We start from the raw sequence: 18,744 nt of genomic DNA, 5'->3' as shown, positions 1-18,744 counted from the left end.
GCGTCCCGCCCCCGCCCTTTTCTCCCTGCGCCGGCTGCTGCCGCTGCTGGCCGCCTTCGCGCTGGCGGCGGGCCTGCTGCCCCGTGCATCCGCCCAGCTGGCGCCCGGCAGCAACGGCGGCGGCAGCGCCGTCGTCACCACGCCGCACGTGCGGGCCGAGCTGGTGGCGCAGGCGCCGCAGGGCGTGGGCCCCGGCGCCACCGTCTGGCTGGGGCTGAAGATCAGCCACCAGCCCGAGTGGCACACCTACTGGAAGAACGCCGGCGACTCCGGCCTGCCCACCGAGCTGCGCTGGCAGTTGCCGCCCGGCCTGGATGCGGGCGAGGTCGACTGGCCGGTGCCGCACAAGCTCTTCATCGGCAGCCTGGCCAACTACGGCTACGAGAACGAGGTGCTGCTGCCGGTGCCCGTGACGGTGGCGCCGGACTTCCGCCCGCCCACCACGCTGGCCGGCACGGCCACGCTGCCGATCCGCCTGTCGGCCACCTGGCTGGTGTGCCGCAAGGAATGCATTCCCGAGGACGGCGAATTCCGGCTGGACTTGCCCGTGCGCAGCTCCACGGCCGGCCATGGCGCCGAATTCGACGCCGCCTGGGCGGCGCGGCCCGGGGCCGTCGACGCGCCCGCCACCGCCAGGCTCGCCGGCGACGCCCGCAGTCTGGCGCTGCGCGTCGAGGGCCTGCCCGCTGCCGCGCAGGGCCGCACGCTGGAGCTGATGCCCGAGACGGCCGAGGTGCTGCGCAACGGCGCCGTCGCCGGCACCGACTGGCAGCAACGCTGGGAGGCGGGCGTGTGGACGGCGCAGTTCCCGGTGGCCGACCAGCGCTCGGCCAGCCCGGCGCGCATGCCGCTGGTGCTGGCCCTCACCGGCGAGGAGCGGCGCCAGGCCGAGGCCGCCGGCCGGCCGGTGGGCTGGCGGGTCGATGCCACGGTCGACGGCCGCTGGCCGGCCGTGGGCGCCCCCGCCACCGTCTCGCCCGCGCTGCAGGCGGCGCTGGATGCCAATGCCCGGCCGGCCACGGCCCCGGCGCCCGCCGCGGTCGCACCGGCCGGCCTGCTGCTGGCCCTGCTGGGCGCCTTCGCCGGCGGCCTGCTGCTGAACCTGATGCCCTGCGTCTTTCCCGTGCTGGCGATCAAGGTGCTGGGTTTCACCCGCCATGCCGACGACCGGCGCGGCCACCGCCGCGCCGCCCTGGCCTACGCCGCCGGCGTGGTGCTGAGCCTGCTTGCCCTGGGCGGCCTGCTGATCGCGCTGCGCACGGCCGGCGCGCAACTGGGCTGGGGCTTCCAGCTGCAGTCGCCGGGCATGGTGGCGGCGCTGGCGGCGCTGTTCACGCTGCTGGGGCTCAACCTGGCGGGCGTGTTCGAGGTGGGCATGCTGGCGCCGGCGCGGCTGGCCGGCGCGCAGCTGCGCCATCCGGTGCTGAACGACTTCCTCTCCGGCGTGCTGGCAGTGCTGGTGGCCTCGCCCTGCACGGCGCCGTTCATGGGGGCGTCGCTGGGCCTGGCCATCGGCCTGCCGGCGGCGCAGGCGCTGCTGCTCTTCGCCGCGCTGGGCCTGGGCCTGGCCCTGCCCTACCTGCTGGCCGGCTTCGTGCCGGCGGTGGCGCGGCTGCTGCCCAAGCCCGGCCCGTGGATGGACACGCTGCGCCGGCTGCTGGCCTTCCCGATGTTCGCCACCGTGGCCTGGCTGGTGTGGGTGCTGGGCCAGCAGGCCGGCATCGACGGCGCGGGTGCATTGCTGGCGCTGCTGGTGGCGGGCAGCGCGGTGGTCTGGGCGCTGGGCACGCTGGCCGGGCGCACCCGGCTGCTGCTGGGCGGCGTGCTGGCGCTGGGCTTCGCGGCGCTGGCGGCCAGCGTCGGGCCGCTGCTGCTGCAAGTCGCGCCGGCGATGGTGTCCGCGGCGGGCGGCGCCTTGGCCGAGTCGCGTTGGCAGCCCTGGTCGGCCGAGCGCGTGGCGCAGCTGCAGGCCGAGGGCAGGCCGGTGTTCATCGACTTCACGGCTGCCTGGTGCGTCACCTGCCAAGTCAACAAGAAGACCACGCTGGGCAATGCCGCATTGCTGGCCGACTTCGACGCCCGCGGCGTGCAGCTGCTGCGGGCCGACTGGACCCGGCGCGACCCGGCCATCGCGGCCGCGCTGAACGCGCTCGGGCGCAATGGCGTGCCGGTGTACGTGCTGCAGGCGCCGGGCAAGGCGCCGGTGGTGCTGAGCGAACTGCTGTCGCCGGCGGAAGTGCGCGAGGCGCTGGCCCGGCTGTAGGCGCCCGCTGCCGGGCGGTCGGGCGCGCGCCGCCTTGCCGCGCGCCGTCCTGCCGGCGACGCTGCGCGGGGCGACAACGCCGAAGAACGGCGCGCGCGCAGGCTGCAAGCGGTACCGGCATTGCCCCCGCCGGGTACAGGTTGTCGTCGCGGCTTCAAGAAAGCGGTCTAAGCTGCGGTCGCGCTTCGTTTTTCAACCCGGCCCCGGGCGCCTCGTGCGTGCCGCGGCCCACTGCCAACAGGAGCCGATACCGACATGCCGACCTTGCCGTCGTCATCCTCCCCCGCGCTGTCGCGCAGCGAGCGCGCCGCGCGCAACGTCCGCGCCGCCCGCGCCGCCCTCTCCCGCGCCTCCCGCCGCGCCGTCATGACGGCCGCCATGGCCCTGGGCGCCAGCCTGCTGATCAATGCGCAGGCCCATGCCGCACCCACGGTGGGCCAGAAGGCGCCCGACTTCGTCGCCGTGGATACCCACGGCCAGCGCCACCAGCTGTCCGACTTCGCCGGCAAGTACGTGGTGCTGGAATGGACCAACCCCGGCTGCCCCTTCGTGCGCAAGCACTACGGCAGCGGCAACATGCCCGCCACGCAGAAGGCCGCCACGGCCCGCGGCGTGGTCTGGCTGGCCATCAATTCCACCGAGCGCGCCGCCAGCGACTACCTTCCGCCGGCCGAGCTGGCCGCATGGATGAAGTCGCAATCCGCCGCCCCCACCGCCGTGCTGATGGACGAGGACGGCATCGTGGGCCAGGCCTACGGCGCGCGCACCACGCCGCACCTGTTCATCATCGACCCCAAGGGCATGCTGGTGTATGCCGGCGGCATCGACAGCATCGCCTCGGCGCGGCCGGAGGACATCAAGCTGGCGACCAACTACGTCAGCCAGGCCCTGAGCGACGCCTTCGGCGGCCGGCCCATCTCGGCCGCCAGCACCAAGCCCTACGGCTGCGCGATCAAGTACCGCACGGGTTGAGAGAGGCCGGCTGACCGGCCCTCTGTCACACGGCGCCACCCTCGCGCGTCTGCGCTGCATGGACACTTCCGCCGACGCCTTCGAGACCCACCGCCCACGCCTGTTCGGCCTGGCCTACCGCATGCTGGGCGTGCGCGCCGACGCCGAAGACGTGGTGCAGGACGCCTGGCTGCGCTGGCACGGCAGCGACCGTACGGCCATCGGCAACGCCGAAGCCTGGCTCGTCACCATTGCCACGCGCCTGTCCATCGACCGGCTGCGCAGCCTGCGTGCCGAGCGCGCGCACTACACCGGCTTCTGGCTGCCCGAGCCGCTGCTCGACGCCTGGCCCGACGCCGAGGCGCCCCTGGCCCACCTGCCCGACCCGGCCGGCAGCCCCGAGGACGCGCTCGAGCGCGCGCACGACATTTCCACCGCGCTGCTGTTCGTGCTGGAGCAGCTCACGCCCGAGGAACGCGCCGCCTTCCTGCTGCGCGAGGTGTTCGACGCCGACTACGCCGAGGTGGCGCACGCGCTGGGCAGGAGCGAGGCCGCCTGCCGCCAGCTGGTGCACCGCGCCCGCAGCCACGTGCAGGCCGCGCGCCCGCGCTTCTCGGCGAGCCCGCAGGCCCACGCCGACCTGCTGCGGCGCTTCGCCGAGGCGGCCCAGGCCGGCGACTTTGCGCGCATCCAGGCCCTGTTCGCCCCCGATGCGGAGCTGGTGAGCGACGGCGGCGGCAAGGTGCCCTCCTTCGGCCGCGTGATGGCCGGTGCGCGCCGGCTGGCGCTGCTGTACTTCGCCATCGCGCGGCGTGCGGCACGCGACGGTCAGGCGCAGCAGCTGCACGTGGTGCGCGTGAACGGCCTGCCCGGCCTGGCCCGGTTCGTCGGCGGCCGGCTGGAATCGGTGCAGGCCGTGCTGGTCGAAGGCGGTCTCATCCGCCGCATCTACACGCTGCGCAATCCCGACAAGCTGGCGCGCGTGCGGCTGCCGCGCGGCTTGGTCGGCCGCTGAGAAGGTGGGCGGAAAAAGGCGGCTCGGCTGTCACAACGGGCCCGGCCGCCGCGTCTGAGGAAGGACACCATCTCCATCCACGTCCATCCAAGGAGCCGCCATGACCCCCGCCGCCACGCCCCGCCTGCCCTACACCGAGATCGCGCCGGATCTCTACCAGCAGCTCTACGCGCTCTCGCTCGCCGTCAGGCAGTCGGGCCTGGCGCCGCGCCTGCTGCACCTGGTCGACCTGCGCGTCTCGCAGATCAACGGCTGCGCCTTCTGCGTGGACATGCACGGACGGGAACTGCTGGCCGCCGGCGATTCGCTGCAGCGCCTCAACAGCCTCGTCACCTGGCGCGACGTGGACCTGTTCGACGCCCGCGAGCGCGCCGCGCTGCACTGGGCCGAGCAGGTCACGCGCCAGGCCATCGCGCACCCCGCACAGGCCGATTTCGATGCCCTGCGCCCGCACTTCACCGATGCCGAGATCGTCAGCCTCACCTTCGCCATCGGCACGATCAACACCTGGAACCGCCTGGCCGTGGGTTTCGCCGTGCCGGTGGCGCGGCGCGAGTTGCGCGCGAAGGCCGCCTAGGCCCGCCCTTCCCGCGGGCCTGCCCACTGCGCAATCCGTCACACCCGGGGCGCCGCTGCGACAATCCCGCGATGCCCTTCGCCCCCCTCCAGAACGACAGCTTCCTGCGCGCCTGCTGGCGACAGGCCACGGCCCACACCCCCATCTGGCTGATGCGCCAGGCCGGCCGCTACCTGCCGGAATACGTGGCCACCCGGGCCCGCGCCGGCAGCTTCATGGGCTTGGCCACCAACGTGGACTACGCCACCGAGGTCACGCTGCAGCCGCTGGAGCGCTTTCCGCTCGACGCCGCCATCCTGTTCTCCGACATCCTGACCGTGCCCGACGCCATGGGCCTGGGCCTGAGCTTCGAGGCCGGCGAGGGCCCGCGCTTCGCCCGCACGGTGCGCGACGAGGCCGCCGTGGCGGAGCTGCAGGTGCCCGACATGGACCGCCTGCGCTACGTGTTCGACGCCGTGGCGTCCATCCGCCGCGCCCTGGCCGGCCGGGTGCCGCTGATCGGTTTCTCGGGCAGTCCCTGGACGCTGGCCTGCTACATGGTGGAGGGCAGCGGCTCCAGCGACTGGCGCCATGCCAAGGCGCTGATGTACGGCCGGCCCGACCTGATGCACCGGCTGCTCACGGTCAATGCCGACGCCGTCGCCGCCTACCTCAATGCCCAGATCGACGCCGGCGCGCAGGCCGTGATGGTGTTCGACAGCTGGGGCGGCACCCTGGCCGACGGCGCCTTCCAGGACTTCAGCCTGGCCTACACCCGGCGCGTGCTGGACCAGCTCAAGCGCACCGGCGCGGACGGCCAGCCGGTGCCGCGCATCGTGTTCACCAAGGGCGGCGGGCTCTGGCTGGAGGCCATGGCCCAGCTCGACTGCGAGGTGCTGGGCCTGGACTGGACGGTGGACCTGGCCGCCGCCCGCGCCCGCGTGGGCGAGGGCCCGCAGGGCAAGGCGCTGCAGGGCAACCTGGACCCGAACGTGCTGTTCGCCCCGCCCGAGCGCGTCGCCGCCGAGGCGGTGCGCCTGCTCGACCGTTTCGGCGCGCCGCACCGCGATGCGGCCGGCACCGGGCCGACCCACATCTTCAACCTGGGCCACGGCATCAGCCAGTTCACGCCGCCGGACCACGTGGCGGCGCTGGTGGAAGCGGTGCACGCGCATTCGCGCGCCATGCGGGCGGGTTGAGCGCCGTCGTGGCCGGCGGGCGGGCCCGTCACCGCGGGCCGGTGGCCCGACCCGCATGGGCTGGGCGTGGGCGCCGATTTCGGTGCTTGTCAAGCCCCAGCTGCGTCACTTATGCACAAACTTCGTGCTGCGCTGCGCCAAACGCACAAGCCGCGCGACGATGGGGTCGGCATGCGCAGTCCTGCGCTAAGCCGTTGATTCATATAGACCGGTAAACATTGCCGATTTTGTGGGCATTTCGTCCAAAGCCTTGATCCACCGTGCTTTGGCGGCCTTGCCGACCTCCTATCAACAAAGTTATCCACAGGAATGCTGGATGACTTGCAAACCCTCGACGGATCAAGCACTTAGGCCTTGCTTCTTGAAAGCGACATGAAAGAAGCCCCGGAAATCGGTTTCCGCGTGCAGGTGGCGGTGCAGACGCCGGCGCACAGCGGCATCGCCGAACCCCTCACCTACCTGGCCGCCGCGGCGCTGCCGGCGGGCACCCTGGTGCGCGTGCCGCTGGGCCAGCGGGAGGTGCTGGGCGTGGTGTGGGGCGAGGCGGCGCCCGAAGCGGCCGGCGTCGAGGGGCCGGTGCTGCGGCCGGTGGCGGCGGTGCTCGAGGGGCTGCCGCCGTTGTCCGAGGGCTGGCGCGACCTGGTGGACTTCGCGGCCCGCTACTACCAGCGCGCCGTCGGCGAGGTCGCCCTGGCCGGCCTGCCGCCGCAGTTGCGCGAACTGGGCGCCGACCAGCTCGCCCGCCGCCTGGCCCGCAAGCCCAGGGCCGCGGCCGACGCCGGCCCGGCCGGCGACACGCCGCGGACGCCGACGCCCGAGCAGGCGGCCGTGCTGGCCGAACTGCGCGCGGGCGGCGCCGGTGCCTTCCTGCTGCACGGCAGCACCGGCAGCGGCAAGACCGAGGTCTACCTCCAGGCCGTGGCCGAGCGCCTGGCCGCCGACCCCGAGGCCCAGGCGCTGGTGATGGTGCCGGAGATCAACCTCACGCCGCAGCTGGAGGCCCGCTTCGTCGCCCGCTTCGGGCCGCTCTACGGCGCCGGCGCGGTGGTCGCCATGCACAGCGGCATGACCAACCCGCAGCGCCTGGGCAGCTGGCTGGCGGCGCACCTGGGCCGCGCCCGCATCGTTCTGGGCACGCGCATGGCCGTCTTCGCCAGCCTGCCGAAGCTGGCGCTGATCGTCGTCGACGAGGAACACGACCCCAGCTACAAGCAGCAGGAAGGCGCCCGCTATTCGGCGCGCGACCTGGCCGTCTGGCGCGGCCGGCGCGAGGGCGCGCAGGTGCTGCTGGGCTCGGCCACGCCCTCGCTGGAGAGCTGGTGGGGCAGCCGCCCGCCGGCCGACGGGGACCCGGGCGGCCGCTACCGGCGGCTGGCCATGCCCAGCCGCGTCGGCGCGGGCGACCTGCCCGCCGTGCGGCTGGTGGACATGAACCTGCAGCCGCCGCGCACCCGCCTGTCGGCCGGGCTGGTTGACGCCATCGCCCAGCGCGTCGCCCGCGGCGAGCAGAGCATGCTGCTGCTCAACCGCCGCGGCTACGCGCCCGTGCTGGCCTGCGGCGACTGCGGCTGGAAGAGCGAATGCCCGCACTGCAGCGCCTACCGCGTCTTCCACAAGATCGACCGCAGCCTGCGCTGCCACCACTGCGGCTTCGCCGAGCGGGTGCCGCGTGCCTGCCCGGCCTGCGGCAACCTGGACATCGCGCCCGTGGGCCGCGGCACCGAGCGGCTGGAGGAAGAGCTGGCCGAGCTGCTGGCCGGCGTGCAGCGCCCCGAGGCGGACGGCGGCGGCCCGGTGCGCATCGCCCGCATCGACGCCGACAGCACCCGCCACGAGGGCGAACTGGCCCGGCAGCTGGCGCAGGTGCACGAGGGTGCGGTGGACGTGCTGGTGGGCACGCAGATGATCGCCAAGGGCCACGACTTCCGGCGCATCACGCTGGTGGCGGCCGTCAACCCGGACGGCGCGCTCTTCTCCAGCGACTTCCGCGCGCCGGAGCGGCTGTTCTCGCTGCTGATGCAGTCGGGCGGCCGCGCCGGCCGCGACAGCGCCTGGCTGGCGGCGCAGGGCAGCCGGGCGGAGATGTGGATCCAGACCTTCCATCCGCAGCACCCGCTGTTCGGCGCGCTGCGCCGGCACGACTATCCGGCCTTCGCCGCGCAGCAGCTGGAGGAGCGCCGGGCGGCCAGCCTGCCGCCCTTCTCCTTCCAGGCCCTGCTGCGGGCCGACGCGCGCACGCAGGAAGCGGCGCAGGGCTTCTTGACGGCGGCGAGTGCGGATGTGGAAGACCTGCCGGAAGCCGCGGCCGTTCAGCGCTACCCGGCGGTGCCGCTCACGATCCAGCGCGTGGCCAACGTGGAACGGGCACAGATGCTGGTGGAGAGCGAATCGCGCGTGGCCCTGCAGCGGCTGCTGGCGCAGTGGCATCCGCGCCTGCATGCGCTGCGGCGCGGCCCGGAGGGCCAGGGCATCATCCGCTGGCTGGTCGACGTGGACCCGCAGCTGATTTGAAAAGCTGCGAACGAACCCGCCCCGATGATCAGGCCTGCCGGTGCTCCACGAAGCCCAGCGGCGGCTTGATGACCTGCACGTAGGCCAGCCCGCGGCGGCGCGCGGCGCGGCGCCCCACCCAGCCGGCCAACGCCAGCACCACCGCCGTGACGGCCAGCACACCGGCCGCCCAGCGGGACTGGCCTTGAAAAGCCATCAGGCCCACCGCGGCCAGCGCCGCCACGGCGACCATCACGCGAACCCATGTTTGCATGATCAGAACCTCGGAAACATGGAGACACATTAGGCGGCGCCGTCACTTTCCGGCGTAGGAAATTCACGCATGGACGCCTGCCGCAAGGCGGTTTTGGCGTTGGTGGAAACCCGGGGCGTCAGCGTCCGTGCACCAGCCCGACCGCCAGCGGAAAACTGAAGAAGGCGGCCACCGTGGTCCAAAGGATGATGCGCGCCACCCGGCCGGTGTCGGCGCCGTAGCGCTCGGCCAGCATCGACACGTTGCTGGCGCTGGGCAGCGCCGCCGTCAGCACCAGCGCCACGCCGGCCAGGGGCGACAGGCCGAGCCCGGCCGCCGACAGCGTCGCCACCAGCCCCAGCACCAGCAGCGGATGCAGCAGCAGCTTGAAGCCGACCACCGGCAGCAGGTCGCGCAGGGCGTCTTTCAGCGGCGGCTGGGCGCCGGCCGCGCGGGCGCGCAGGGCCGAACGGGCCAGCACCGCGCCGATGGTGAACAGCGCCGCCGGCGAGGCGGCGTCCGCCAGCATGCCCAGCGTGCGCTCGGCCGGCGCCGGCAGCCGCCACTGCAGCGCCGAGGCCAGGGCGCCCAGCACGATGGCCCAGGGCATCGGGTTGCGCACGATGCCCGCCAGCGCCCGCCGCACCGCCTGCGCGGCGGCGCCGCCCTGGTGGGTGTCCAGCCGCGACAGCGCGATGCACAGCGAGGAGGTGACGATCATGTCGAAGGCGATGGTCACGATCACCGGCCCGGCCACGGCCGGCCCCAGCAGCGCCGCCAGCAGCGGCACGCCCATGAAGCCGGTGTTGGGAAAGGCGGCCACCAGCGCGCCGAAGGCGGCGTCGTTCCAGCGGTGGCCGGCGCGGCGGGCCGCCGCCGTGGCCAGGGCCACCACGGCCATCGCCGCCACGCCCCAGACGGCCACCACCCGCGCGTCCAGCAACTGCGCCAGCGGCGTTCCGGCCGCGAAGCGGTAGAGCAGGCAGGGCAGCGCGAAATAGAGCACGAAGCCGTTGAGCCCCGGAATCGCCTCCAGCGGCATCAGCCCGCGCCGGGCGGCCAGGTAGCCGAGCGCGATGAGGGCGAAGAAGGGAACGGTGGCGGCGAAGACGGCGGGCACGGCGGCGCATTCTCGTCGCTGGCTCCGGGCGGCAGCGCCGCGGCCCCCCGCCAGTATCATTGCGCGCTTTTGCGCCCGGCCGATCCAGCGCCGCGCGCCGCCAGCGTCCCCCTCCCCCTCTTCGCCATGTCCTCCGGCCTCAATCTCGCCCAGCAGGAAGCGGTCAACTACCTCCACGGGCCCTGCCTGGTGCTCGCCGGCGCGGGCTCGGGCAAGACGCGGGTGATCACGCACAAGATCGCGCGGCTGATCCAGGCCGGACTGGAGCCCAAGCGCATCGCGGCCATCACCTTCACCAACAAGGCCGCGGCCGAGATGCGCGAGCGGGCCAAGGGCCTGATCGGCCGCGACGCCAAGCACGTGGTGGTGTGCACCTTCCACGCGCTGGGCGTGCGCATGATGCGCGAGGACGGCGGCGTGCTGGGCCTCAAGCCGCAGTTCAGCATCCTGGACGCGGACGACGTCACCAAGATCCTCAAGGACGCCGGCGGCACCACCGACACGGCCACCGCCCGCATCTGGCAGTGGACGATCAGCAAGTGGAAGAACATGGGCCTCAATGCGGCCGAGGCCGAGGCCCAGGCGGTGGACGACAACGAGCGCATCACCGCGAAGATCATGGCCCGCTACGAGGAGCGCCTGACGGCCTACCAGAGCGTGGACTTCGACGACCTGATCGGCATGCCGCTGCAGCTGCTGCACAAGCACGAGGCGGTGCGCGACAAGTGGCAGAAGCTGCTCGGCCACATCCTGGTGGACGAATACCAGGACACCAACGCCACGCAGTACGAGGTGCTCAAGCTGCTGGCCGGCGAGCGCGGCCGCTTCACCGCCGTGGGCGACGACGACCAGTCCATCTACGGCTGGCGCGGCGCCACGCTGGACAACCTCAAGAAGCTGCCGATCGACTATCCGCAGCTCAAGGTCATCAAGCTGGAGCAGAACTACCGCTCCACCAGCGCCATCCTGCGTGCGGCCAACAACGTGATCGGGCCCAACCCCAAGCTCTTTCCCAAGACGCTGTTCAGCGAGCTGGGCGAGGGCGAGCCGGTGCGCGTGGTGGACTGCGACAACGAGCAGCACGAGGCCGAGCGCGCCGTGGCCCGCATCCAGGGCCTGCGCGAAAGCTCGACGCACAAGGAATGGCGCGACTTCGCCATCCTCTACCGGGCCAACCACCAGGCGCGCATCTTCGAGCAGGCGCTGCGGCGGGCCAACATTCCCTACAAGGTGTCGGGCGGCCAGAGCTTCTTCGACCGCGCCGAGATCAAGGACCTGTGCGGCTGGTTCCGCCTGTGGGTCAACAACGACGACGACCCGGCCTTCCTGCGCGCCGTGACCACGCCCAAGCGCGGCATCGGCCACACCACGCTGCAGCAGCTGGGCGTGTTCGCCAGCCAGTACAAGGTCAGCCTGTTCGAGGCGCTGTTCTCGCCCTCGCTGCCCAGCGCCGTGCCCAAGCGCGGCATCGAGGGCCTGCACGAGTTCGGCCGCTACATCAACGACCTGGAGTACCGCGCCCGCCACACCGTGGGCGCCGAGGGTGCGCGCGCCTTCCTCATGGACTGGCTCAAGGACATCGACTACGAGAAGCACCTCTACGACGGCGAGGACAGCGAGCAGGCCGCCGCCAGCCGCTGGACCAACGTGCTGGAGTTCTGCGACTGGATGTCGCAGCGCTGCGGCGGCCAGGTCGAGGACGCCTCCGGCGCCACCGCCGGGCCCGAGGCCAAGAGCCTGCTGGAAGTCGCGCAGACCATCTCGCTGCTGTCCACCATCAGCGAGCGCGAGCAGGACCAGAACGTGCTCACGCTGTCCACGCTGCATGCCTCCAAGGGCCTGGAATGGCCGCACGTGCTGCTGGTCGGCGTGAACGAGGGCCTGCTGCCCTTCAAGCTCGAGGACGACGAGGGCCGGCAGGAGAAGGTGGCCGAGAACGTCGCCGAGCGCCTGCAGGAAGAGCGCCGCCTGATGTACGTCGGCATCACCCGCGCCCAGCGCACCCTGGCCGTGAGCTGGATGAAGCGCCGCAAGAAGGGCCGCGAGATGGTGCAGGCCACGCCCAGCCGCTTCATCGCCGAGATGGCGCTGGACAAGACCACGGCCAGGGAAGACCCGCGCGAGAAGCTCAAGGCCCTGCGCGCCGAGTTCGCGCGCCGCGCCGCCGCGTCCGCCGCCGAGCCGTCCAGCTGAACCGAATACCGACGAACGACAAGACCAGGAAGGAGCCGCCGATGATGCGCCTGCTGCCGCCCCTCGCCGTCGCGCTGGCTGCCGCCGGCTGCGCCGCACCCCGCCTCGCGCCGCCGGGCTGTCCGGAAAGTGCGGCCGAGATGAAGCCGCAGGCGCTCTACGGCTGGTGGGATGCGCGGTTCGGCAAGGACGCGTCCGTCGCCGACGTGCAATTGCTGCCGCATCCCGAATACGCCGGCAGCGTTCGTGGCACCATCGCCCGGGCCGGCGCCCCGCTGGCCCAGCTGGCCGGCGACATCAACGACGACGGCCAGCTCAGCCTCGACGAATCCCGGGACGGCCGCAGCATCAGCGCGGTCTGGACCGCAGACCTGCAGCCCGCCTCGTGCGGCAAGGAGTTCACTGGAACATGGCGCAATACCGCCAACGAACAGAGCGTGCCCGTCGTTCTGCGCAAACGCCCTTCCCCCTGACGCCGCGGCGTTCGGCCCTGGTCCTCGCGGCCACGGCGGCGGCGCTGGCCCTGCCCGTCGCCGCCCAGACCCAGGCCACGCAGCCGGCCCCGGCGCCGGGCCTGCCCCCGAGCCCGCTGGCCGACGCCCAGCTCACCTGGCAGCAGTGCGCCCGCCTGTCGGCCGACAACGCCGCCCGCCTGGCCTGCTTCGACCGCTGGGCGCTGCAGCAGCAGGCGCCCGCCGCCAGCCTGCCGCCGGCACCGGCCGCGCTGGCCACCGCCCAGCCGCCCGACGCGCCCGCCCTGCAGAAGCCCGTGGACGTGGCCCAACCCGCCACCCGCGTGATCGCCGTGGCCGAGCCCGAGGGCTGCCGCGACCGGCAGTACTCCACCCTGTCGCGCTTCTGGGAGCTCGAAGAAGGCAGCAGCTGCGGCACCTTCACCTTCCGCGGCTACCGGCCGCTGAGCGTGTCCATCACCACCGCCGACGGCCGGCCGCAGACGCCCACCTCGCCCGCCGAGGGCCACACCGGCACGCCCACCGCCTACCAGCCGACGGAAATGCGCATCGGCCTGTCGGTGCGCACCAAGCTCGCCCAGGGCCTGCTGACCGGCGGCGACCCGCTGCGCAAGGACTCGCTGTGGTTCGGCTACACGCAGCAGTCCACCTGGCAGGTGTTCAACGGCGACCTGTCGCGGCCCTTCCGCACCACCGACCACGAGCCCGAGCTCATGTACGCCTACCCGGTCGACCTGGCGCTGCCGGGCGGCTGGCGCTGGCGCTATGCGGGCCTGGGCATCGTGCACCAGTCCAACGGCCAGAGCCTGCCGCTGTCGCGCAGCTGGAACCGGGTCTACCTGATGGGCGGCATGGAGCTGGACAACCGCTTCACCCTCACGGCCCGCGTCTGGCAGCGCATCAAGGAAAGCGCCGCCGACGACGACAACCCGGACATCACCAAATTCCTGGGCCACAGCGAGATCATCGGCAGCTGGAACCCGGACCCGGCCACCACCTGGCGCGCCACCGTGCGCGGCGTGCTGGGCGGCAGCGGCAAGGGCGCGGTGCGGCTGGAATGGCTGCGCGCCATCGGCGATCCGGCGAAGAGCGACCTGCGCTGGTACGTGCAGCTGTTCCACGGCTACGGCGACACGCTGGTCGACTACAACCGCAAGCGCACCGTTCTGGGGGTCGGCCTCAGCCTGGTGGATTTCTGATGCGGCGGCGCCCCCGCATCGGCCTGGCGCTGGGCAGCGGCTCGGCGCGGGGCTGGTCGCACATCGGGGTGATCCGCACGCTGGAAGAAGCGGGCTATGCGCCCGACGTGGTCTGCGGCACCTCCATCGGTGCGCTGGTGGGCGCCATCTATGCCGCCGGCCAGTTGGACTGGCTGGAAGGCTGGCTGCGCAAGCTCACCTGGTCGGGCGTGGTCGGCATGCTGGACCTCAAGATGGGCGGCGGCCTGATCGAAGGCGGCAAGCTGCTGAAGTTCTTCCGCGAGCATTCGCAGGACCCGGCCTTCGCCGACCTGCCGCGCGCCTTCGGCTGCGTGGCGACCGAGCTGGCCACCGGCCGCGAGGTCTGGCTGCGCGAAGGCCCGGTGATCGACGCCGTGCGCGCCTCGATGGCGCTGCCCGGCCTGTTCACCCCGGCGCAGCAGGACGAGCGCCTGCTGGTGGACGGCGGCCTGGTCAACCCCATTCCGGTGTCGCTGTGCCGCGCCATGGGCGCCGACCTGGTGATCGCCGTCGACCTCAACTGGGACCTGATCGGCCGGCGCAACCGCACCGCCTCTCCCGACGCGCACGAGGCGACGGGCAGCGCGGTGGCGGCCAGCCCGCCCGCCGCGGCCGGCGTGCTGGCCACGGTGCTTGGCAAGCTGCGGCCCGCGCCCCGGGCGCCGGCGCAGGGGCTGGAGATGCCCTCGCTCCTGGACGTGCTGGGCACCAGCCTCAACATCATGCAGGTGCGCATCACCCAGAGCCGCATGGCCGGCGAGCCGGCGGACGTGCTGGTGCGCCCGCGCCTGTCGGACATCGCGGCCATGGACTTCCACCGCGCCGCGCCCGCCATCGCCGAGGGCGAACGCGCCGCCCGCCAGGTGCTGCCGCTGCTGGCCGACCTGGCCGTGCCGCTCAAGGACGGCGGCAGCCTGCCGCCGGTGACGGTGCAGGGCTAGGACTGCGCCTGGGGCAGGGCCAAGCCGCGCCGCAGCGCCGCCTGCAGCGTCTCGTGCACCACCTCCGGATCGGCCGGCTTGACCAGGTGGGCGGCGAAGCCGGCGGCCTGCGTGCGCTGGCGGTCGATGGGACTGCCGTAGCCGCTGAGGGCCACCACCGGCAGGCGCGCGCCCAGGGCGCGGCCGATCTCCACGCCGCTGCCGTCGGGCAGGCCCAGGTCGGTCAGCACGACGTCGAATTCCTGGCGCCCGGCACAGGCCAGGCCGTCGGCCACCGTCGCCGCATGGGTGATGGCATAGCCGTAGTCCTGCAGGAAGAGCATGAGCAGCTCGGCCGCCTGCACGTTGTCCTCCACCATCAGCACGCGCGCGCCATGGCCGCCGGCGGCCGGTGCGGGGGCCGGCGGCAGTGCGTCGCCGGCCAGCGGCTGGGTTTCCTCGCGGTCGGCCAGGGGCAGGCGCATCTCGAAGGTGGCGCCCTGCCCGGGGCCGTCGCTGCTGGCGGTGAGCGTGCCGCCGTGCTCCAGCACCAGGTGCCGCGCAATGGCCAGGCCCAGGCCCAGGCCGCCGAACTGGCGGGCGACCTCGCGGTCGGCCTGCTCGAAGGCCTTGAAGATGCGCTCCAGCGCATCGGCCGCGATGCCGATGCCGTGGTCGACCACGCGCACGACGAACTGGCCGTTCTCCACCGCCGATTCGAGCCGGATGGTGGCGCCGGCCGGGCTGAACTTGATGGCGTTGCGCAGCAGGTTGGCAATGACCTGCTTGAGCCGCGCGCCGTCGGCCCGCACCCAGGCGCCCTCGGCCACGCCGCGCACGCTGAGCTTGAGCTTTTTCTCGGCCAGCGCGCCGCGCACCATCTCGCCCACCTCGGCGACCAGCGGTGCGGCGTCGAGCCGGTCGGCGCGCAGGCTGAGCTTGCCGCTGGTGATGGTGGAGACGTCCAGCAGGTCGTCGATGAGGCGCGCCTCCAGCTCGACGTTGCGGCGGATGCCGGGGATCAGCTCCTTGTGCCGCTCGGGCACGGTGGCCAGGCGCTGCAGCAGCTGGGCCGCGAAGGAGATGGCCGCCAGCGGGTTGCGCAGCTCGTGCGAGACGATGGCCAGGAAGCGGTCCTTGGCCTCGTTGGCGCGGGCCATCTCGCCCTGGGCCGCCTCGGCCTGCGCGACGGCGGCGCGCAGCGCCTCGGCGTTGCGGTGCTCGGCCGTGCGGTCGCGGATGATGAGGCAGTAGCACACGCGCGCGGTGGCCACCGGCAGCGCCACGCCGGCCTCGTCGGCACCCAGGCAGGCGACGACCACGTCGGCCCAGCAGGGCTCGCCGCCGGCCGGCAGCAGCCATTGCTGCGCGTTGAAGCGGCCCTGCGCCCGGCTCGCATGCAGCCATTCGGGCAGCGAGGGGCCGTCGCGGCTGACCAGGAAATCGTGGATCGGCCGGCCCAGCGCCTGGCTCTCGCTGCCGCCGAGGATCTGGCGCGCGCCGAGGTTCCAGCGCAGCACGCGGCCCTGGGCGTCGAGCAGGACGACGGCATAGTCGGTCAGCGAATCGACCAGGCGGCCGAAGAGCAGGTCGTTGTCCTGCAGCGCCCGCTCGGCGCGGCTGCGGGCGTCGCGCACCGCCACCTCGCGCAGGGCGCGGTCCACCACCATGGGCAGGCGCGCCAGGCGGCCCTTGCTGACGTAGTCGGTGGCGCCCTGGCGCAGCAGCTCGACGGCGTTGTCCTCGCCGATCACGCCGGAGACGAAGACGAAGGGCACCTGCGGCGCCAGGCTGCGCGCCAGCTCCAGCGCCTGCTGGCCCGAGTAGCCGGGCAGTTCGAAGTCGGACAGGATCAGCTCGAAGCGGCCCTCGCGCAGGGCGGCGGCATAGCCGGCCTCGTTGCGCACCGTGGTGACCTCGGCATGCGCATAGGCGCGCCGCAGGGCTTCCATGAGCAATTCGGCGTCGAAGGCCGAGTCCTCGAGCATGAGCACGCGCAGCGGCGTGCGCGCTGGCCCCGCTGCCGGCGCCTGCGCGGAAGGCGGCCCGCGGCCGTCCACCTCCTCACTCATAGCGGCGGGAGGTCTTGACCGAGCCGGGCGGCGGCTCGTTGAGCACCGCCCAGAAGACGCCCAGGTCGGCGATGGCCGAGACGAACTGCTTGAAGTCCACCGGCTTGACGACGTAGGCGTTGACGCCCAGCTCGTAGCTGCGCAGCACGTCGGACTCCTGCTGCGAGGAGGTGAGCATGACCACCGGCACGCTGCGCAGCGCCGGGTTGGCGCGCACGTGCTCCAGCACCTCCAGGCCGTCCACCTTGGGCAGCTTGAGGTCGAGCAGGATCACCGCCGGGTTGCCCGCGGCGCGGTCGGCGAATTCGCCTTCCTGGTTGAGGTAGGCCAGGGCCTGGGCGCCGTCGCGCAGCGTGATCACCTCGTTGGCGAGCTGGCTGCGCTCCAGCGCCATGAGGGTGAGTTCGAGGTCCCGCTTGTCGTCCTCGACCAGCAAGATGGGCTTAAGCATTCGGTTCTCCGTCCTGGGTCGGACCGGGGGGATGGGGGGGCAGCACGAAGCCGAAGCGCGCACCATGGCCGGGTTCGCCCTGCGCCCAGACCCGGCCGCCATGGCGCTCGACGATGCGCTTGACGTTGGCGAGGCCGATGCCGGTGCCTTCGAATTCCTCCGCGGCATGCAGCCGCTGGAACACGCCGAAGAGCTTGCCCACGTACTTCATTTCGAAGCCGACGCCATTGTCCTCGACCTCGATGCCGCAGCCGTCGGCCGCCTGCACCGCGCGCACGTGGATCACCGCGGGACTGGTGCCGCGCGTGTACTTGAGCGCATTGGCCAGCAGGTTGCGCGCGGCCACCTGGATCAGCAGCGGATCGGCCTCCAGCACGGGCAGCGGGGCGTCCACGTGCCACTGCACGCTGCGGCCGCCGTCGCCGCGCGACAGCTCGTGGATCAGGCCCTCGACCAGGTCGCCCATCTTGACCGGGCGCAGCTTGAGCGCGGTGCGCCCCATGCGGGAGAAGTCCAGCAGCGCATCGACCAGCTCGCCGGCGAAGGCGGCGGCGTCCTTGACGTTGGACAGGTAGCGCAGCGCCCGCTCCGACAGCTCGCGCCCTTCCATGTCCACCACCAGGTCGACGAAGCCGGCGATGTGCCGCATGGGCGCGCGCAGGTCGTGCGAGACGGTGTACGAAAAGGCCTCCAGCTCGCGGTTGACGCGGCTCAGCTCGGTGGCGACGGCGGCCATCTCCTCGGCGCGCTGCAGCACGATGCCGATGAGGGCCTGGCGCAGCTCGTCGGCGGCGGCGACTTCCTCGGCCGTCCAGGGCCGGCTGCGGCCACGGATCTTCTGCGCCCAGCTGGAGAAGCTGCGCCGCGGATGGATGCGGCCGTCCTCGGGCCGCACTTCCTTGCGCGGATCGCCGGCCCAGGTGATGGTGCGCACGTGCTCGGGCCGGAACCAGAGCACCAGGTGGCGGTGCACCTGCGAGATGGACACCGCCAGGCAGCCCGCGATGCCGTGGCCGGCGGGCCAGGCCGGCACGGCCTGCGCGCCCAGGGCGTCGTTGGCATAGACCGGCCGGTCCAGCCCGGCGATCCAGCCGGCCAGCGCCAGCACGTCGGCCTTGGGCGGCGTCTCGCCGGTGGTCCAGACCTCGTCGTCGAGCACGACGGCGGCGCCGGCGGCGCGCGCCAGGCGCAGCAGCGGCACCGGCTCGGTCAGCAGGCGCTGCAGGCTGGCGTCGCTGTCGGACAGGTGGGAGACGATCTCCAGGATCAGCTTGCGCAGCTCCAGCCGCTGCGAGGCCGAGGCATTGCTTTCCTTGGCCTGGATCTGCAGCGACACCAGCCGGCCCAGATGCTCGCAGGCCAGGCGCGTGGCCGGCGACAGCAGGCGCGGCGCGTGGTTGTGGCAGGAGATGAGGCCCCACAGCCGCCCCTGCACCACCAGCGACACCGACATGGACGCCAGCGTGCCCATGTTGCGCATGTACTCCAGGTGCACCGGCGACACGCTGCGCAGGCCGGCCTGCGACAGGTCCAGCGGCCGCTCGCCGGGCAGGCCGGCCAGGGGCACG

15 protein-coding genes are annotated in these 18,744 nt (G+C 73.0%); 10 read left to right on the top strand and 5 right to left on the bottom strand.

The annotated features are described in order from the left end of the window. Positions 1 to 25 precede the first annotated feature (25 nt). The 6 genes from NS331_RS18620 to priA all read left to right on the top strand — a co-directional run bounded on the left by NS331_RS18620 (position 26) and on the right by priA (position 8,495). Positions 26 to 2,263 (top strand): protein-disulfide reductase DsbD family protein, encoded by a 2,238-nt coding sequence (locus tag NS331_RS18620; protein WP_058643452.1) that lies wholly within the window; start codon positions 26 to 28, stop codon positions 2,261 to 2,263. A gap of 255 nt (positions 2,264 to 2,518) precedes the next feature. Next, the gene (locus NS331_RS18615; protein ID WP_082702608.1) at positions 2,519 to 3,235 is read left to right on the top strand and encodes a thioredoxin family protein; all 717 of its coding nucleotides are present in this window, start codon (positions 2,519 to 2,521) and stop codon (positions 3,233 to 3,235) included. A gap of 58 nt (positions 3,236 to 3,293) precedes the next feature. Then, positions 3,294 to 4,229 carry an RNA polymerase sigma factor SigJ gene (gene sigJ, locus NS331_RS18610; protein ID WP_058643449.1) on the top strand — a complete coding sequence of 312 codons (936 nt, stop codon included), beginning with the start codon at positions 3,294 to 3,296 and terminating at the stop codon, positions 4,227 to 4,229. A gap of 100 nt (positions 4,230 to 4,329) precedes the next feature. Beyond that, the gene (locus tag NS331_RS18605) at positions 4,330 to 4,806 is read left to right on the top strand and encodes a carboxymuconolactone decarboxylase family protein (RefSeq protein WP_058643448.1); all 477 of its coding nucleotides are present in this window, start codon (positions 4,330 to 4,332) and stop codon (positions 4,804 to 4,806) included. Positions 4,807 to 4,877: 71 nt separating this feature from the next. Next, positions 4,878 to 5,984 (top strand): uroporphyrinogen decarboxylase, encoded by a 1,107-nt coding sequence (hemE, locus tag NS331_RS18600; protein ID WP_058643447.1) that lies wholly within the window; start codon positions 4,878 to 4,880, stop codon positions 5,982 to 5,984. 372 nt (positions 5,985 to 6,356) lie between these two features. Next, a complete protein-coding gene (gene priA / locus NS331_RS18595; protein ID WP_193758152.1) occupies positions 6,357 to 8,495 on the top strand; it encodes a replication restart helicase PriA in 2,139 nt (712 codons plus the stop codon). A 28-nt stretch (positions 8,496 to 8,523) separates the two neighbouring features. Here priA and NS331_RS18590 read toward each other — a convergent pair whose 3' ends face one another. Both NS331_RS18590 and NS331_RS18585 read right to left on the bottom strand, forming a co-directional pair. Beyond that, positions 8,524 to 8,748, bottom strand: a complete 225-nt coding sequence (locus NS331_RS18590; protein WP_153012929.1) for a hypothetical protein — start codon at positions 8,746 to 8,748, stop codon at positions 8,524 to 8,526. Positions 8,749 to 8,866: 118 nt separating this feature from the next. Then, positions 8,867 to 9,847 carry an AEC family transporter gene (locus NS331_RS18585; protein WP_058643445.1) on the bottom strand — a complete coding sequence of 327 codons (981 nt, stop codon included), beginning with the start codon at positions 9,845 to 9,847 and terminating at the stop codon, positions 8,867 to 8,869. A gap of 126 nt (positions 9,848 to 9,973) precedes the next feature. Between NS331_RS18585 and NS331_RS18580 the strand changes: the two genes are divergently transcribed. Genes NS331_RS18580 through NS331_RS18565 form a run of 4 tightly spaced genes read left to right on the top strand, consistent with a single transcriptional unit; the run spans position 9,974 to position 14,674 of the window. After that, on the top strand, positions 9,974 to 12,040 hold the full coding sequence (locus NS331_RS18580; protein WP_058643444.1) for an ATP-dependent helicase: 2,067 nt from the start codon (positions 9,974 to 9,976) through the stop codon (positions 12,038 to 12,040). A gap of 41 nt (positions 12,041 to 12,081) precedes the next feature. Beyond that, positions 12,082 to 12,513, top strand: a complete 432-nt coding sequence (locus NS331_RS18575; RefSeq protein ID WP_058643443.1) for a hypothetical protein — start codon at positions 12,082 to 12,084, stop codon at positions 12,511 to 12,513. Beyond that, complete coding sequence (locus NS331_RS18570; RefSeq protein ID WP_058643442.1) at positions 12,450 to 13,712, top strand: phospholipase A; 1,263 nt, start codon at positions 12,450 to 12,452, stop codon at positions 13,710 to 13,712. Before NS331_RS18575 ends, NS331_RS18570 begins: the two co-directional genes overlap by 64 nt. After that, positions 13,712 to 14,674, top strand: a complete 963-nt coding sequence (locus NS331_RS18565) for a patatin-like phospholipase family protein (protein ID WP_058643441.1) — start codon at positions 13,712 to 13,714, stop codon at positions 14,672 to 14,674. The genes NS331_RS18570 and NS331_RS18565 overlap by 1 nt, the downstream gene beginning before the upstream one ends. Here the strand turns inward: NS331_RS18565 and NS331_RS18560 are convergent. From NS331_RS18560 to NS331_RS18550, 3 genes are all read right to left on the bottom strand, one after another. Continuing rightward, positions 14,671 to 16,725, bottom strand: coding sequence for a hybrid sensor histidine kinase/response regulator (locus NS331_RS18560; RefSeq protein ID WP_058643440.1), 2,055 nt, complete (start codon positions 16,723 to 16,725; stop codon positions 14,671 to 14,673). The genes NS331_RS18565 and NS331_RS18560 overlap by 4 nt on opposite strands. Further along, entirely contained in the window at positions 16,718 to 17,176 is a 459-nt protein-coding gene (locus NS331_RS18555; RefSeq protein ID WP_058643439.1) for a response regulator, read from the bottom strand. The genes NS331_RS18560 and NS331_RS18555 overlap by 8 nt, the downstream gene beginning before the upstream one ends. After that, positions 17,169 to 18,744 (bottom strand): GAF domain-containing sensor histidine kinase (locus tag NS331_RS18550; protein WP_058643438.1); only part of this gene is annotated, 1,576 nt, incomplete at its 5' end. The genes NS331_RS18555 and NS331_RS18550, both read right to left, overlap by 8 nt.

The sequence above is a fragment of the Pseudacidovorax intermedius genome, from assembly GCF_001476815.1.
Taxonomy (GTDB): Bacteria; Pseudomonadota; Gammaproteobacteria; order Burkholderiales; family Burkholderiaceae_C; genus Xenophilus; species Xenophilus intermedius_A.
Note: the sequence above shows the minus strand (reverse complement) of the source record. Positions and strands in the feature narration are given on the sequence as shown.

Bases quoted from the DNA above. Each gene is read 5' to 3' on its own strand.
- NS331_RS18615 (WP_082702608.1), top strand. From the start codon at position 2,519: ATGCCGACCTTGCCGTCGTCATCCTCCCCCGCGCTGTCGCGCAGCGAG.
- sigJ (WP_058643449.1), top strand. From the start codon at position 3,294: ATGGACACTTCCGCCGACGCCTTCGAGACCCACCGCCCACGCCTGTTC.
- NS331_RS18605 (WP_058643448.1), top strand. From the start codon at position 4,330: ATGACCCCCGCCGCCACGCCCCGCCTGCCCTACACCGAGATCGCGCCG.
- hemE (WP_058643447.1), top strand. From the start codon at position 4,878: ATGCCCTTCGCCCCCCTCCAGAACGACAGCTTCCTGCGCGCCTGCTGG.
- priA (WP_193758152.1), top strand. From the start codon at position 6,357: ATGAAAGAAGCCCCGGAAATCGGTTTCCGCGTGCAGGTGGCGGTGCAG.
- NS331_RS18590 (WP_153012929.1), bottom strand. From the start codon at position 8,748: ATGCAAACATGGGTTCGCGTGATGGTCGCCGTGGCGGCGCTGGCCGCG.
- NS331_RS18580 (WP_058643444.1), top strand. From the start codon at position 9,974: ATGTCCTCCGGCCTCAATCTCGCCCAGCAGGAAGCGGTCAACTACCTC.
- NS331_RS18575 (WP_058643443.1), top strand. From the start codon at position 12,082: ATGATGCGCCTGCTGCCGCCCCTCGCCGTCGCGCTGGCTGCCGCCGGC.
- NS331_RS18570 (WP_058643442.1), top strand. From the start codon at position 12,450: ATGGCGCAATACCGCCAACGAACAGAGCGTGCCCGTCGTTCTGCGCAA.
- NS331_RS18565 (WP_058643441.1), top strand. From the start codon at position 13,712: ATGCGGCGGCGCCCCCGCATCGGCCTGGCGCTGGGCAGCGGCTCGGCG.
- NS331_RS18560 (WP_058643440.1), bottom strand. From the start codon at position 16,725: ATGAGTGAGGAGGTGGACGGCCGCGGGCCGCCTTCCGCGCAGGCGCCG.
- NS331_RS18555 (WP_058643439.1), bottom strand. From the start codon at position 17,176: ATGCTTAAGCCCATCTTGCTGGTCGAGGACGACAAGCGGGACCTCGAA.